The sequence below is a fragment of the Methanomicrobium sp. genome (assembly GCF_055145805.1).
On record NZ_JBSREC010000037.1, the window covers coordinates 15803 to 31238 of the forward strand.

Genomic DNA, 15436 nt, shown 5'->3' on the forward strand with positions numbered 1-15436 from the left:
ACAGGTATGATATAGTATTACTGTGATCTGGATATCACACAGTAACAGCTATTAGTCCTTTATTTTATATTCCGCGTCGATTATCTCCTTTTCAGATTCATCAGGGAGAAATACCCATGCAAGAATATATACAATTACTCCGGTTGCGTAAAAGAAACCTAGGAGTACCCAGAGAATCCGGATAATATTTGCATCAATATCCAGTGACCTGCCTACTCCGCCACAAACACCCGCAATTACGCGGTCATCTTTGGATCTACATAATTTCTTCATGATATCAACCAGATTTTTTAACTTTCACACCGCCCGGCACGATATTACAAAGTGTGTTTGCAACAAATATGTATGTAATGGATTGTCCTGATGACTGGTTTCCATATGAAACATACAGGCCGCATCAGCAGGAGATGCTAAATTTAGCTGCTGAATGCGTAAAAAACAAAATGACCTGCATGATAGATGCACCGACAGGCAGCGGAAAGTCAAGTGTCCTCTCAGCCCTTCTTGCCGAAGCCAGGGGTAAAAAAATTCTGGTTGCTGTCAGAACTGTGAGCCAGCTAAATACCTTTATCCGGGAACTGGAACTCATTAAAAAGAAAAAAGGCCACATTAAAGTATCCTATCTCGTTGGAAAACGCAGAATGTGCATGATGGGAGGCGAAGGCGACATATACAGAATGTGTGAAGGCCTAAAAGCCTTCTCCACATCCCTTATGCGTGACCGCGCCCACAGGGGATCGCTTATTCCGGCAAATGATCCGGTACTAAAAACCCAGCTTAAACGTCAGGACTCCGAACATCCCCTCCTCTGCTCTTACTTCATAAAATCCAGGATTTATGTGGAAGGCGGCGAGGGGCTCAAGATGTCTCCTTCAAATACACTCCGGACTAAAGCGGAACAGACATCAAGAAGAATTGTACCCCCTGAAAAACTTCACGAAATTTGCGGCGATGTCTGCCCTTATGAGGTTATGCTTCAGGCTGCACGCGATGCTGATGTCGTGCTCCTGAATTTTCACCATATATTTGATGAAACAATCCGTGAACAGATGTATCAGTCCATAGGAATCGAACCTGAAAATACTATACTTCTCATTGACGAGGCTCACAACTGTGGGGATACTGTACAGAGCATCCAGACAGTTGCACTTAGTGAAGCAAGTCTTGAACTTGCACAGAATGAACTTGCGCATATGAGAGGACGGATCGGGGGGGTTGAGGCCGTCCTGAATTTAATTCCACAGATTCAGAATTACATGGTAAGCCTGAAAAGATCTATTAAAAATGAGGACTGGTTTGATCCCGCAATTTTTACCAGGTTCATTCTAAACGGTACTCTCTACCAGAAAACAGAAGAGATAGCAGATGATCTTTTAAGAATAAATGAGGCAATACATGAAGCTAAACTTGAAAAAGGAGACTTTAAGGAAAGTCCTGTTGAAAAATTAACAAATTTTTTCATAAGAATAATGCGGTCATCAGGTGATGATTCATACCTTACAATCTACAAAAAGAATGATACTGAAATTTCACTTGAAGTCAGAAACATTGATCCATCAAAAACACTCGCTGAAATTGCAGATACGCATGCTGCATGTATAATGATAAGCGGGACTCTTTCACCTGTAGAAAGTTATAAAAAATTATATTTCGGAGAAATGGAAGTCAAAACACTCTCCCTACCAAATGCATTTCCCAGGAAAAACCGTCTGATATTCTGTGCAAAAGATGTCACATCCGCATTCAGCAGGAGAAGGGATCCTGACAACCAGAATAATATTCTGGATTATATCAACTCATTTGCCGGCCTTAATGGAAACCTTGCAGTTTATTTTCCGTCATACGATATGCTAAAAACATTCACAGAAAAAATGCCTCAAAGATTAAAAGGAAAGGATGTTTTTATTGAATCACAGGATTCATCACAGGCAACAAACGACCTGAGAATTTTTATGTCACTTCCGGAAGTAAACAGATCAGGTATATTATTTGGTGTATGCGGCGGCAAATGGAGTGAAGGTCTCGATTACAGGGGTGAACTATTAAACGGGGCCATTGTAATCGGACTCCCGCTTGCTCCCTACAATGATGTAAGAAGGATGGTAAATGATTACTTCAAAAATAAATTTGGAAAAGAAGGCGAATTTTTATCATACACACTCCCTGCAATAAACAAGGCTCTCCAGGCACTGGGAAGAGTATTAAGGACGCCTGAAGACAGGGGAGTTTTACTACTTGGAGAAGCACGATTTCTCGAGGAATCAGTAAGAATTGGACTCCCTAAATGGATGCAGGAAGAGATCATTGAATGCGGAATAAACGATTTTAAATCAGGTATTTCAGGATGGAAATAAAAACAGGTATATGCCGCTTCGGACTGTGGAAAGTCAGTGTGTTCTGGTCGGAAAATACCATACATAAGATATCGTTTTTACGCTCAGGAGAGGAGTCCCATGTTCCCCCACAGATCAAACAATATTTAAGCGGAAAAGCCGGAGATTTTTTTCCCTTAAAATCAATTGCAATATCCGACGGATATCCCTATTGTGAAATATATAAGGCTGTATCAGATATTCCGTACGGATTTACAAAAACATACTCAGATATTGCAAAAATAGCAGATACACATCACAGAACAGTGGGAATGGCAATGAAGAGAAATCCGACACCTTTAATCATTCCATGTCACAGGGTTGTATCAAAATCCGGTATTGGCGGATTCACACCTGATCCTGAGATTAAAAAATCACTTCTGAAAATGGAAAAAAAGAATGCAGAATCTCCCGGATTTATTGCAGATTGAATCAGATTATAGAGATGAAAATATGAAAATAGCTATTTTAGGTGCAGGGGCAGTAGGACTTTGTGTGGCTGCAAAACTTTCACAGGTATGTGAAGTGCATGCCGTCAGCAGAACCCGTCACTCTGAAGCTGTCAAAAATCACGGATTTGTTATGACAGGACTCTGGGGAGAAGGCCAATTCTCTTTTTCATGCTCAGAGACACTTCCCAAAGGGGAAAAATACGATTTTATAATAATCACTTCCAAATCAAATGCCACAGGAAGCATCTGTGAACAGTTTAAGGAATATCTGGCAGACACTCCGGTGATAAGCCTTCAGAACGGAATAGGAAATGAAGAGATCATCTCGGAATTTACAGATGAAATTATCGGAGGAATGATCATTACCGGCTTTGAATGGCGGCAGGATGCGTGTGTTCATGTCTCAGTACAGGCTGCCCCTTTAAGACTTGGAATATTCCCGACAGGAACCAATAAAAATGTAGAGATTTTGACAGATCTCTTCAAAAACGCAGGTGTTGAGGTCAGAGAGGAAAAAAATATCAGGGGTGCAATCTGGGGTAAAACCCTCTATAATGCTGCATTAAATCCTCTCGGGGCAATAATGAAAGTACCATATGGGAAGCTTCTTGAAGAACATTCGTGGGCAATAATAACAGAAATTGTAAATGAAGTCTTTGAAGTCTGCAAAGCAGAAGATATTATTCTTGAATGGGATACAGCCGAAAAATATCTGGATTTTTTGAAAAATACACAGATTCCATCCACAGCAGAACACCACTCGTCAATGTACCAGGATCTTTCTATATGCAAAAAGACAGAGATCGATTTCATAAACGGCGCAATTGTAAAAAAAGGTGAAAAATACGGTGTATCAACACCTGTAAACAATATATTAGTAAATCTAATAAAATTCAAAGAAAAATTAATTCTTGCAACTTGACATGGGAGCATACATTTGAAGACAGGGATTATTCTTGCAGGCGGGGAGGCAAGACGTGCAGGCGGCAGAGAAAAATATCTTTTTTCTTACGGGGGAAAAACGTTCATTCAGAGACTCATCTCAACTCTCAGGGAATCTGTGGATGAGATAATAATTGTCACTAGAGATGAAAGCCAGTGCAGCAGATTTGGGAATATTCCCGATATTATAGTTGTAACTGATATCAGAAAATGCACAGGCCCCATAGGTGGTCTTCATGCAGGAATTAATGCATCAAACGGGGATACTTTGTTCGTTGTAGCCTGTGATATGCCATTTGTAAATAAAGAAGTAATAAAAAGACTCTTTGAAATTGCAGATGATTATGAAGCCGTAATTCCATGCTGGAATGATGAGATGCTTGAACCGCTTCACGCAGTTTATAAAAAAAAGGCACTTGAAGATTATTTGAAATACCACAAATCACTTTCTATGCGTGAGATGGTAAAAAATATCCAGTCCTGCTATATAAATGTTGAAAATTTAAAGGATATTGATCCTGAACTAAAGACATTTACAAATATCAATCATCTTGAAGAGCTTGAAAAATTAAAAAACGGTGAACTTTTCAAATGACAACTTCTATAAGAATTCTATCTGTTGGAAAAATAAAGGAGAAATTCATACAGGACGGGATTGCAGAGTATACAAAAAGATTAAGCTCTTTTATCAATCTTGAATTTATGGAAATACCTGATGAAAGTATTCAGGATAATCCTTCATCAGCGGCAGTAAAAAAAATTCTTGACAAAGAAGGCAAAAAAATACTATCATCAGTTAAACAAAGTGATTACGTCATTCTTCTTGATTTAAAAGGTGAAATGCCGGATTCGGAAACACTTGCAAAAAAGATAAAATCCCTTGAGATATCCGGAACCAGCAGAATAGTATTTGTTATCGGCGGAAGCCTCGGGATATCTGAAGATCTCATTAAAAGAGCAGATTTTAGATTATGCTTATCCCGTCTTACATTCACACATCAGATGGCAAGGCTCATTCTTACAGAGCAGTTATACAGGGCATATAGTATCAATTCCGGCGGAAAATATCACAGGTAAAAAAATAATTTTTTTTAATGACCACCACATGATGAAATCCTTCTTCCGGAAGCATCACGGGAATATTTTGCAAACTCTTTACTTTTTAAAAGAAGATCTCCTGTAAAAACAGGACCATCCCTGCAAACTCTCAGACCATCGGGATCAAGACAGCAGGAACCACAGATTCCCACTCCGCATTTCATATATCTGACAAGGGAAAACTGCCCCCTTTCTGCCATATTGTTTGACTCGAGCACTTTTAGCACACCGGCCATCATAATCTCCGGACCGCAGACACAGACAGTGTCATACGAAAGGAGATCAATCTCCTGCATAAGTTCGGTTACAAAACCATGATGGCCCTTTGAACCGTCATCTGTTGCAATATGAAGATCTGTTAGTGATGATAACTCTTTTTCATAGAGAATTTCTCCAACATTTCTGGAGCCTGAAAGAAAAGTGTCGCACTGACCTTTCAATGCAAGAGGGCGGAGTGGCGCTGCACCAACACCGCCTGCCACTGCAAGAACCTTTTTTCCGGGTGAAAAACCGTTACCCAGAGGTGCCTTAATGCCAATACTGTCACCGACATCAAGAGAAAAAAGCGCTGATGTGGCCTCTCCAACATTCTGAACTGTTATTGAGTTTTTTGAGGAAAGACCCATTGGAATCTCATCGACACCGGGAATCCAGACCATACAAAACTGACCGGAACGATACTCAAAGTCCCTGTCAAACTCAAATGTCTTTATAGAGGGGGTCTCATCCACAATTCCTGTAATTTTTACTGCAACCGAAGGTATCTCAATCATGTGCACACCCGATTATGTCATCCGCTTTTTCTCCATCGTCGGAATATAGATCATCTGAAATTCTTTTGAAAATATCTGATCCATCCAGAACAGCACTTCCAATCTCAACTGCCGATGCACCTGCCATCATCATCTCAATCACATTGTCGGCAGAAGACACCCCTCCACACCCGATAACCGGTATGTCAAGTGCTTCATATAACTCCCATACACAGCGGACTGCTATTGGAAATATTGCCGGACCGGACAGGCCTCCGGACCCGTTGCCAAGAACCGGACGTCTGAAATCTGTTGAAATTCTCATCGCCTTTACGGTGTTTATTGCAACTACCGCGGATGCACCGCCCTTTTGTGCGGCAATCCCCGACTCTGTTATGTCTGTCACATTGGGTGTTAACTTAACCCAGACAGGAAGACCGGTTTTTGCAACCGCATGGGTACACTCCTGTACAATATCGGGGTTGCATCCTATCTGCGCTCCATAGCCTTCTGCATGAGGACAGGATACATTTAACTCAAAACCCTTTACTTTGTCCTTAAACCAGGATGCAACAAGTGAAAACTCCTCAGGGTTTCCTCCAAATATACTTGCAACCACAGGTTTGTCCTGCAAAATTTCAAGCTCCTCTGTAAAATTACGTGAAGGATTTGGAAGTCCCATTGCGTTTATAACCGCACCATTCATCACAGAAACACAGGGACCCGCATGACCATATTTGGGCACAGGTCCTATGGATTTAGTTACAACAGCGCCTGCGCCCAGATTGAGCATTCTGTTTAATGATGCACCGGTTGTTCCTAAAACGCCTGCTGCAAGTATCAGGTGATTTTTAATGCCGACTCCACCAACAGCAGGATTATCTTCTTTTAATATTTTCACCATTTGCAATGATGATACATTGGAGTTATTTTATTATTAGCGTTCGCCAGCTTGCGGTAATTCGTCATTTTTTTCACTTTCAGAATGCACGGAATATCTGCTATTATTGTTTACTGCAAAGGAGTTTAACATGACACTTCCTGAAATGCTGCCGTCTGAATATGCAAATACTTACAGAAATGAAAAAACGCGCAAACTAACCCTGATCATTCTCAAGCAATTCATAGAGATCTCGACAGGTGCCCCTGTTGAAGATCTTGATCAGGCGTGGAAAATATATTTGTCACAGCCAGTATCTCAAATCACTTCGGACCTGATGACTTTTCACTCCCGCTGCGAGGACAAATACTGCCCTCTGCCGATAATACATTATTTGTCAACTGTTGAACGATATCTCCGGGACTGCTGTGAAATCACCCTGACACCAAAACAGATCCGGATGAGAAAGAACGGACTGCCAAAAGCCCGGGCCGTTACCCGCGACATAGCTCTGGACGCCCCGACAATTAAACAAATCATAATGCAGTCCGACACTAAAATGAGAGCCCTTATTCTGATGTTATGCAGCAGCGGAATGAGAATCACTGAAGCTCTGAGTATCTTGCCGGAATACATCGATCTGACTAAAAACCCTGCTGAAATATATATCCCTGCCCGGATCTCAAAGAACAGCATTGCCCGGCTGGTCTATATCTCCGATGAGGCAAAAGAAGCCTATCTGGCGTGGATGTCAGTAAGGGACTATGAGGTCGGCAATTCCACAGCCCGGCAGCCCCTTTTTCAAATCACCAACGCTGTGTTTCCATATTCGGCGAACAATGAAAGATACCGGCTGGCCAACGTCCTGAAAAAAGCAGGCCTATTTTCTAAAGATCCTTTGTCCGGCCGGTGCACGATCACCTATCATTCCTTCCGGAAATTCTTTATCAGTCAGTTTAAACTCGCTGCCAATCCCTCAGTTGCAGAAGCCCTCGCCGGCCATGAAGGATATCTTGACAACGCATACCGCAGGATCCCCGAAGCTGAAATGCAGGCTGAGTATCTGAAGGCAATGCCAAGGCTGATGATCAACGTCCCGGACGATTATTACAAAGTCAAAATTGAGCAAGCCTCTGAGATAACACAACTCCAGATATCAGCAGCTGATCAACAGGCCCTTATCAATCGCCTCCTGGACGAACTCCGGCAAATGCGGAAAACACAGGAACTGATGAACTTCACCGGGGGGATTGTGCCGAGGAACAGCCTGCAAAATGATGAGTATGAGGGCGCATAAAAAAAGAGATTTATGCGTCACCTCTCAGATTGAGGAAACTAGTGTGCCCTCAGTGTAGCAGATAGTGACGGAAGTATATGCTGATGCAGCGCTCCACCCGAGATTCCATCCAAGGTCAGACGGCATCATTGATCCGAATTTTACAAGATCACCCGCTTTTATATTCGAGATGGTGATGTTAATTATGTCATATACAGAGTTGTCAGTTGTCTTTGTGAATAGAAATACAGGAGTGTCGTCATTTATTTGGTAGTAAAATTTCGTTTTATTTTGTTCTCCCTTGATTGTGGTTTTAAGTTTGAAGGAAGATCCTGATTTTACATTCGAGGCAACAGTATATGTAAATACGGGGTGGAACGTGTCAAACGCCGAATATACCAAAGTTGCCGAAACACCTGAGAACGTCTCTGCGACATTATCTGCTGCTGTCCGCAGCACCCCTCCGCATACGCCGGTCACATTCAAAAGCTCTTTCCCGTCAAAATCTACTCCTCCCAAAGGGAGAACAATGTTCTCCCATGCAAAAGCCCCCGACCACGTGATTGTTGAAGTGCCTGCGGCACAGGTCAACAAAGAGACACTTCCATCTGTCCCTAACTTCACCGCTGTTGACGCCTTTGCAGTATCTGGTTGAGACCATGTATCGGTATCAGAATCATAAGAGGCATTGTTCGCCATCCAGATATTGCCATCGACATCAAACTGTATTCTGCCTTCAAGTCCCGAGGACATCTGTCGTAATTCAACGGGCTGATGGAACAAGTTTGTGAGATCTCTATACTGGCCGTCCCGTTCATCAGTGATATTGTCGGCAACAATACTTGTAGCAGCAGCGGCAACTGCAACCCGAGCAAGAGCAATCTCATATATAGATGCGGTCTGTGTCAGTGCCGGAACTTCCGGAGACGATGATGGGGTTCCTGTTAAAACTTCAAGACTGACTTCCAGATTTGTGATGACATCAAGTCTTGCAACGATCCGGTCAATTCTGGGATTGTCTGCGTCAGCGTCGGCGATTGTCAGGGTTTCATCTGCGTCAGATTCCATCCAGTATCCCTGTATGGCAATGTGCCCGCCACCGACAACGACAGACATCGCGTCAGGATCAGCAGGGCCTACTTCAAAGTTGTCGTATTTCCCGTCCACGATACCGTCTGGGCGAATTAAAGCCCGGTCTTTTGCATATGCATTTTGTGTATATTTTGTGAGCTCTTCTTCAGGAGTTCCTGGGGGAGATGCAAAGAATCCATGTTCAATTGTCATTTATACCTCCTTAATTCAGTTCGCGGATAAGTCCCGCAACGACTGTGTTCTTCAGGTTCAACTAGTATTTGCCGGGAACTTTTGGCGATACGATCCGAATGAATCCAGGCGGGACCAGTGTCGGCAACGTAGATTTGATGACATCAAGCGGCACCTCCGGTAACTGGATACCGATATTGGATGCCTTAAAGTCTCTACCGTCGCTTGCGTATTTCACCGCAGCCTCTAAGATTTGGTTTTTTAATTCGCTCATGTTTTCATCCATTTTTTCACTTCCGGATATCCGGAATGCTTCTAGTTACGTCCCGGACAATTCTGTACACATCTTTGATCTCAGAACCAAGCGTCAGGCCGATGCTTTTCTTTGCGACTGTATATGCTGTTTCAACCGTCACGACCTGCAGGTCATACGCTCCGTACACCCCTGCATCGGCTGACACGATATCGCCAATATCAAAACTCTCACCATACACGCACGATTCAGATTCAAGAAATTGCATTCCAAAAGAGGTGCTGATTGCATCGTCGATTGCTTCCTGACCTCGTTCTGTGAGTGCGTCAGTGTCGTCGGAATCGCTGCCGTCAATGAAACTTTCGCGGCGCCAGATTCCTGTCAGAGTATCATCTCCTACCGTAAGCTGTGTGCGGGCAGCAGCCTCACCGGCACCGCCGACGATTACAAGGTTTGTCTCCGGCAGAGTGTCGCAGAAATCAGTAATCTTTGCAGTGCCGTGCCCTTCTGAAAGAATAAGGGGAGAGTTTACGTCCTGAGTCTCGCTGCGATCAACGCCTTCTCTGATTCTCCATTCCAGCATCCAGCCCCAGTCAACAGTATCCTCTTCAATAACAACAGCCTCCCATCCCAGATTCCCTCCGGAAGAGCAGCAGGATTCAAGCATTTCAAGAAGTGTCTGGAACCGGCCGTTGTAAGTCACATCGCTGCCACGATTCTGGTTGACAGACTCTAACTGAAATACCGAATCCTGCCGGACTGTATCTGTGGCTTCTGTCAGGTTCGTGGAGATGTAATGCCGCATCACAGTCTCGGCATCGCCGGTCTGTTCATCATATCCGGTACTGGCATCAGTCCCGTCAAGAATTGATCTGCCTCCGAGGAGGACACTTGCATAATCATTTCCTGTGACAGTGATCATGCCCTCTTTAACGCTGATCTGTTTGACAATCAGGCAGCGGGTTTTCTTCTGAGGAGTGTTCTCCAGCATGTGCAGAATGCGACCTTTTGTCAGGTATTCTGCATTCTTAGCGCCGCGTTTGATTGTCAGCGACCATGAATCCCGACCGGCAAATCGTTCTGTGTATGTCAGAGATTCATATGTGTCGAGGACAGCCAGCTCGTTATAATCATCGTCACAGATGCGGATTTCAGTCGCTGTAATCAATGTGCTCATTGCGACAGCCACCTCGGAGTATAAGTCAGGTACCCAAGAGCACCGGCGCCTTCAGAAGTTGCAGTGTAATTTACACTGACTTCACCCGAAGGTATCTGGAAAAACGTCGAGCCGATAGTGCAGTAGTGCAGGGCATCAGTTTCATTGCCGTCAGTGTCAGTCAGCTTCACAGACCTGCTGCCGAAAGTGGTATCAATCGTCAGGATTTCTCCGTCCTGAATCGTTTTCCTGACAGTGATCACTTCGCCGGTGATTAGATTCGTAATCACAGGATTTTGCAGCATCCCTCTGAGTTCAATCTGACAGGGAGACGGGGTGTCGCCCGGATTTGTGAACTCCAGTGTTGTGCCGACACCTCCAAGAGTAAGTGGGAGAGTAAACGGCAGGGAAAATCCCCCGACAAAACCCCTCAGAAGATTTGTGATCTCAGTGTCGGAATACCAGCAGGGGTCCGGTGCAACAAAATCAACAACGCAGGGCCATTGTGTTGCATCCGCCGTTGTGCCGGATGAGAAAACCGGGCTATCGGCATCGGCAAGAACTCTCAGGTATTTTTTCGATCCGTCCTCTTTATTCCAGACCCATGTGCATAGGCCGTTGATTGGATTTATGGCTCTGATTAGACGATCACGTTTGAGTTCAAGGTTTGCCCTGCCGGTTCCAAGGATTGTGATCGGGATGCTGACATACCGTTTGTTGATAGTAACAGAGTTCAGCAGCGCTCCTATCTGCCCGGGGGATGTTATGAGATCCGCTTCTCCAGGGTATCCTGAAAAACCCTGAAGGCCGTCTTTCTGAACTGCGAACGAGGCATTGTCAAAATAGAGATGATCTCCATTTGAGCCGATGAGCTCATAGGTAAAGACCGTCATCCCATACCAAGCCCCCCGAGAGCATTCTGTATAATCTTTTTAGAGGTTTTGTTTGCAAGGTCTGTGGTTGTATCAGTTTCGTTTGCAATTATAGTGGTTTCAAAAGTGTTGTTGATCACAGTAGAGTTTGAGACGTTTTGTGCATCTGTCGCAGTTGTATTCGCTGCCACCCCGCTGGCGGCAATACCTGAGAAATCAGCAGTAGAATATTCAGGCATATTTATCTGGCCATTCTCAACAGTAGGAATTGTGTATGAAGGAGTTCCGTTCTCATCATACGTAATAGTAAATTCCTTTTTGATTACAGGGTTTTCAGCAACGAATTGAACCCATTTTGCATAGTTTTCAGATTTAGTCTTATATGCTTCGAGATCAATCATGTTCTGGATATTTTCAGCGGAGATTTTTGCATCTTCCTGCTCTTTTAGTGCACTCTCCAACGCTACTGTTTCCTCCTCCAGGAGCGTGCTAATTTCATCCAGCCGGGTCTGTGCAGATTCAACTGATTCCCCATTAAGTTCCTCTTCGATTGCGGACTTCTCTTCTATTAACTCTTGCTGGTCTTCCAATGCCTCTGAATATCTGTCTTCTGCATCAGCGAGGTCAAGTTTTGCAGATCGCTCATCAAGATACAAGTCGGCGAGATCTTCTGAAGAGTCTGCACTTTTATTTTTTTGAAGTTCTTTTATCTCGTCTTGTATATCCTGAAGATCTGATTTTGCCTGAATCAGCCGGATATCTGCACGTTCAACATCACGTCCGGAATCGTCTATCTCTTCATCAATTCCAAGAGCCTTGTCGATAAGCTCTTTTAGAGTTGTATATTCATCACCAAGGTTTGAGACTTCTTTTTGATGATCTTTTACTTTTTGAGTTGCTATATCAAATGCAGCCTCAGCACCTTCTTTTATATCTCTTAATTCAAGCTCATACTCAGTTGCATCTGCCATCAATTGATCTGCAACTTTCTGCCCTTCTTTTTCGACAAGCTCATAATACTCATCCGTCGCTTTGAAGAGATCAGTCCACTGGTTCGTCTGCCATGCTATCGCTTTCGCACGCTGCTGTTGTGCGTAAGTGAGATTCTTTTCGGCCTTGTAATTTCCTGCCAGTAATTTTGCCTGCTCTAATAATTCCTTATTCTGGTCAGCAGTTTCCGGATTCAGTTTTTCTTTTAAGACTTTGATCTCTTCTTCTTCCGCTTTGATCTTTTCACGAAGGGCTGCCAGATTCTCAATGAGTATTTCAGTGGATACCTCCGAAAGATCATTCATTTCAGATAAAGACTCATTATATCCTTTCTGCTCGTCGTTGGCGTCACTTGTAGCTGCCGCTAATGGTATCAGGACAGCTGCAAGGGTTGTCACGCCGATGATAGCAAGCCCTACAGGGTTTGCTGCAATTGCGGCAGTAAAACCTTTGGTTGCAATTGTTGAGGCAATTGTAGAGGCCTGATATGTGCGATACAGGGTAATCATTGATGAGACTCCTCCTGCCATTGACCCCAAAGCCCACGTTGCCGGGCCAACTGCTGCTGCAAAGAGACCTATAGTTACAATTGTTCTTTGAGTCTCTTCGTCCAGACCAGACAACCAGTTTGCCAGTTCTCCGACGGTTTCCATTGTCGGGATAAGTGCATCTGCAAGAAGGTCTCCAAAAGTGATTGAGAGGGTTTCGATCTGGCCTTCAAATTCGCGGAAACTTCCCCCGGCTCCGCCTTCCATTGTCTCAGCCATTTTAAGCGCTGCACCATCACAGTCCTCAAGAGCGTCCGTATAATCTTCGAGTTCCTCGCGGCCTGCAGAGACAACCTTCATCATACCCGGACCTCCGCGTTCGCCGAAGAGCTGCAGGGAATCACCTGCAGATATACCTGCATCTCCAAGAGACTCAACAATCTCTGCAAGACTGTGAACTTCAGGATTAACGTCTTCAGCTGTCAGACCGTAGGATGCAAGAATCTTCTGTGCTTCTGCAGTAGGGGATAACAACGCAGACAAAGAACTACGCAGAGCAGTTCCTGCCATCGAACCCTGAATACCCGAATTACTCATTATCTGAATTGCAGCGGTTGTCATCTCGATGCTTTGGTTCGCTTCAGAGGCAACCGGGCCGACATAGGCCATCGCGTCCCCCATCTGCTGCACATTAGTATTTGCTGTAGATGCAGCTTTTGCAAGCAGATCTGAAACATGTCCCAGATTTGAGACTTCAAGATCGAACCCTGAAAGAATGTTAGTAGCAATATCTGCTGAAGAACCAAGATCTAAATATCCCGCAGAAGCAAGAGCCAGCATCTGAGGCGTTGCTTCCATGACCTGATTGACATCAAGCCCTGCTTTGGCCAGATACTTCTGTGCCTCTGCAACCTCAGATGCAGACCAGGCTGTTGATGCCCCGAGATCAATCGCCTGCTGTCTGAGTTTGTCAAACTGATCCCCTGTGGCGCCAGTAACTGCCTGAACCTGACGCATTGAATCGTCAAAGTTTTTAGCGGTATTAACTGCCAGACCTCCCATGAGCATTAGAGGAGCAGTAACGCCGAGAGTCATCTTCTTCCCGGCACTGGTCATGGAATCTCCCAGGGTCTTCAGCTGACTTTCAAAAGTTGCAGTCTGCTTTTCTGCTTCTTTGTATGCATTTATGAGGTCAGAAGCATCCCCTACAATCTCAACTACCAGTTTGCCAAGTGTTGTATCTGTCATATTATCCTCTGAACTCTCCAAGCAGTGATTCTATTTTGTCAACGTCCGGGACATCCTCATAATCATCTTCCGGATCTTCATCCCGTTTTACTGCAATCCCTCGTCTGCCGAGATCGTATTCCATACCCCTGTCATGGTATAGCAGGACCTGCTCCCAAGAAAGACGGAATAAAACATATTCCTGAGTCCACCCATACAAGAGACAAACTTCTGCAACTATCCTGCCAACATCAAGGGGCTTTACGGGTTTTTTTTATCAGCCTTTTTTCCCGTAACTTTCTTGAAACCCCTGTTTCTTTCCTCGGTGTGACGGGTCAGCAGATACATAAACAGTTCTCCGACCTGCTGTTCGGTGCATTTGGTTTCAAGGAAATCCTTTGTGATTGCCGGATTCAAACGGCCTAAGGTATCGGCAAGGAAAGCAGAGGTTTCACCCATTCGGATATCAGTAATCTTCCGGCCAGTTACAAACTCGGACATTTTCAGGGACACAAAAGCAGGGAAGATTGTAAGGTCAATCTCCTGCACGTCTTCCCCTGAACCGATTTTGACAGTCACCGGCTCAGGAGCCAGAACTGAAAAGTCTTTCAGGACAGCCATCTCACACCGCCTGCTGGTCGTTGATCTCAAAGATCTTGTTGGACTGTGTGGTATCCATCTCCCCTTCCAGGGTGATTGCAATACCTGCGGCATCGGTGCCGGCATCTGGCACAAACGCATGCTCAAAGTCGCCCGTCAGTTTGGCTTTATAGACCTTGTACATGTAGGTTTTTTCAGCAGCGTTGGTGTTTGTCAGTTTAACTGTGCGGTAATTCGGGGACGCCCCGTTACCATCAATAGTGATGTTCTTTGATGCAACAGGAGTGTATCCGTATGTGATTGTCAGGTTCTGGCTTTCAGTTGTGACAGTTTCGGTATCAAGGATAATGATACCTGTAACGCCTGCATCGTCGGTGACAACGATATAATCGGTATCTTCTACCAGATCTCCGTTGGTTGCAGCCGATACTGCACTGACAGCTCCGCTTGGTTCAGCGGTTACCGGGATGAAGTTCTGGAACGACCATGCTCCCGAAAGCACTGTCAGGGATTGTCCGGATACTGGGGTGCCTGCAACAGACACAACGCTGCCGAGACCCAGTTTTTCAAGAGAATCAAGGCTCCATTCATACAGGGTGGCAGTGATTGTCACGCCTGTGAATTTGGATTCTACTGTTACTTCCGGTGCGTTATCGGGCTGAATCGTGTTGATTACCCTCTTCGCAACAAGCTTAGCCCCTTTTAGAATACCGAGATTTGTCATATCGGTAAACAAGCCGGGCCAGTCTTCGACTTCCATTTTGCAGGAACCCAGACGGATTGCATCGGAGTTCTGCACTGATGTCTGAAACATT

The 15436-nt window shown here is 44.5% G+C and carries 17 protein-coding genes; 6 read left to right on the forward strand and 11 right to left on the reverse strand.

Annotated features, from left to right (window positions below; all coding sequences use genetic code 11):
- Positions 1-51 precede the first annotated feature (51 nt).
- Positions 52-273 (reverse strand): PspC domain-containing protein, encoded by a 222-nt coding sequence (locus tag ACTB1O_RS02745; RefSeq protein WP_462993606.1) that lies wholly within the window; start codon positions 271-273, stop codon positions 52-54.
- Positions 274-350: 77 nt separating this feature from the next.
- On the opposite strand from ACTB1O_RS02745, the gene ACTB1O_RS02750 reads away from it, so the two are divergent.
- From ACTB1O_RS02750 to rlmH, 5 genes are read left to right on the forward strand one after another with little or no spacing between them, the layout of a single operon-like run.
- Positions 351-2354, forward strand: a complete 2004-nt coding sequence (locus tag ACTB1O_RS02750) for an ATP-dependent DNA helicase (protein WP_462993607.1) — start codon at positions 351-353, stop codon at positions 2352-2354.
- Entirely contained in the window at positions 2345-2803 is a 459-nt protein-coding gene (locus tag ACTB1O_RS02755; RefSeq protein ID WP_462993608.1) for a methylated-DNA--[protein]-cysteine S-methyltransferase, read from the forward strand. Before ACTB1O_RS02750 ends, ACTB1O_RS02755 begins: the two co-directional genes overlap by 10 nt.
- A gap of 22 nt (positions 2804-2825) precedes the next feature.
- Complete coding sequence (locus ACTB1O_RS02760; RefSeq protein ID WP_462993609.1) at positions 2826-3746, forward strand: ketopantoate reductase family protein; 921 nt, start codon at positions 2826-2828, stop codon at positions 3744-3746.
- Positions 3747-3761: 15 nt separating this feature from the next.
- Positions 3762-4361, forward strand: coding sequence for a molybdenum cofactor guanylyltransferase (mobA, locus tag ACTB1O_RS02765; RefSeq protein WP_462993610.1), 600 nt, complete (start codon positions 3762-3764; stop codon positions 4359-4361).
- Positions 4358-4843, forward strand: a complete 486-nt coding sequence (gene rlmH / locus ACTB1O_RS02770) for a 23S rRNA (pseudouridine(1915)-N(3))-methyltransferase RlmH (protein WP_462993611.1) — start codon at positions 4358-4360, stop codon at positions 4841-4843. The genes mobA and rlmH overlap by 4 nt, the downstream gene beginning before the upstream one ends.
- Positions 4844-4857: 14 nt before the next feature.
- Here rlmH and ACTB1O_RS02775 read toward each other — a convergent pair whose 3' ends face one another.
- Positions 4858-5637 carry a dihydroorotate dehydrogenase electron transfer subunit gene (locus ACTB1O_RS02775; protein WP_462993612.1) on the reverse strand — a complete coding sequence of 260 codons (780 nt, stop codon included), beginning with the start codon at positions 5635-5637 and terminating at the stop codon, positions 4858-4860.
- The gene (locus ACTB1O_RS02780; protein ID WP_462993613.1) at positions 5630-6520 is read right to left on the reverse strand and encodes a dihydroorotate dehydrogenase; all 891 of its coding nucleotides are present in this window, start codon (positions 6518-6520) and stop codon (positions 5630-5632) included. Before ACTB1O_RS02780 ends, ACTB1O_RS02775 begins: the two co-directional genes overlap by 8 nt.
- A gap of 127 nt (positions 6521-6647) precedes the next feature.
- Here ACTB1O_RS02780 and ACTB1O_RS02785 point away from each other — a divergent pair, with 127 nt between their 5' ends.
- Positions 6648-7793 carry a tyrosine-type recombinase/integrase gene (locus tag ACTB1O_RS02785; RefSeq protein WP_462993614.1) on the forward strand — a complete coding sequence of 382 codons (1146 nt, stop codon included), beginning with the start codon at positions 6648-6650 and terminating at the stop codon, positions 7791-7793.
- Between the two features lie 24 nt (positions 7794-7817).
- Here the strand turns inward: ACTB1O_RS02785 and ACTB1O_RS02790 are convergent, their stop codons facing one another.
- The 8 genes from ACTB1O_RS02790 to ACTB1O_RS02825 all read right to left on the reverse strand — a co-directional run bounded on the left by ACTB1O_RS02790 (position 7818) and on the right by ACTB1O_RS02825 (position 15435).
- Entirely contained in the window at positions 7818-9056 is a 1239-nt protein-coding gene (locus tag ACTB1O_RS02790; protein ID WP_462993615.1) for a hypothetical protein, read from the reverse strand.
- A 61-nt stretch (positions 9057-9117) separates the two neighbouring features.
- Entirely contained in the window at positions 9118-9321 is a 204-nt protein-coding gene (locus ACTB1O_RS02795; RefSeq protein WP_462993616.1) for a hypothetical protein, read from the reverse strand.
- 4 nt (positions 9322-9325) lie between these two features.
- Entirely contained in the window at positions 9326-10465 is a 1140-nt protein-coding gene (locus ACTB1O_RS02800) for a Gp37-like protein (protein ID WP_462993617.1), read from the reverse strand.
- On the reverse strand, positions 10462-11337 hold the full coding sequence (locus ACTB1O_RS02805) for a phage distal tail protein (RefSeq protein WP_462993618.1): 876 nt from the start codon (positions 11335-11337) through the stop codon (positions 10462-10464). The genes ACTB1O_RS02800 and ACTB1O_RS02805 overlap by 4 nt, the downstream gene beginning before the upstream one ends.
- On the reverse strand, positions 11334-14042 hold the full coding sequence (locus tag ACTB1O_RS02810) for a phage tail tape measure protein (protein ID WP_462993619.1): 2709 nt from the start codon (positions 14040-14042) through the stop codon (positions 11334-11336). The genes ACTB1O_RS02805 and ACTB1O_RS02810 overlap by 4 nt, the downstream gene beginning before the upstream one ends.
- Position 14043: 1 nt before the next feature.
- On the reverse strand, positions 14044-14166 hold the full coding sequence (locus ACTB1O_RS02815) for a hypothetical protein (protein WP_462993620.1): 123 nt from the start codon (positions 14164-14166) through the stop codon (positions 14044-14046).
- Positions 14167-14282: 116 nt separating this feature from the next.
- Positions 14283-14642 carry a hypothetical protein gene (locus ACTB1O_RS02820; protein WP_462993621.1) on the reverse strand — a complete coding sequence of 120 codons (360 nt, stop codon included), beginning with the start codon at positions 14640-14642 and terminating at the stop codon, positions 14283-14285.
- A 1-nt stretch (position 14643) separates the two neighbouring features.
- A complete protein-coding gene (locus ACTB1O_RS02825) occupies positions 14644-15435 on the reverse strand; it encodes a hypothetical protein (RefSeq protein WP_462993622.1) in 792 nt (263 codons plus the stop codon).
- Between the last annotated feature and the right edge of the window lies 1 nt (position 15436).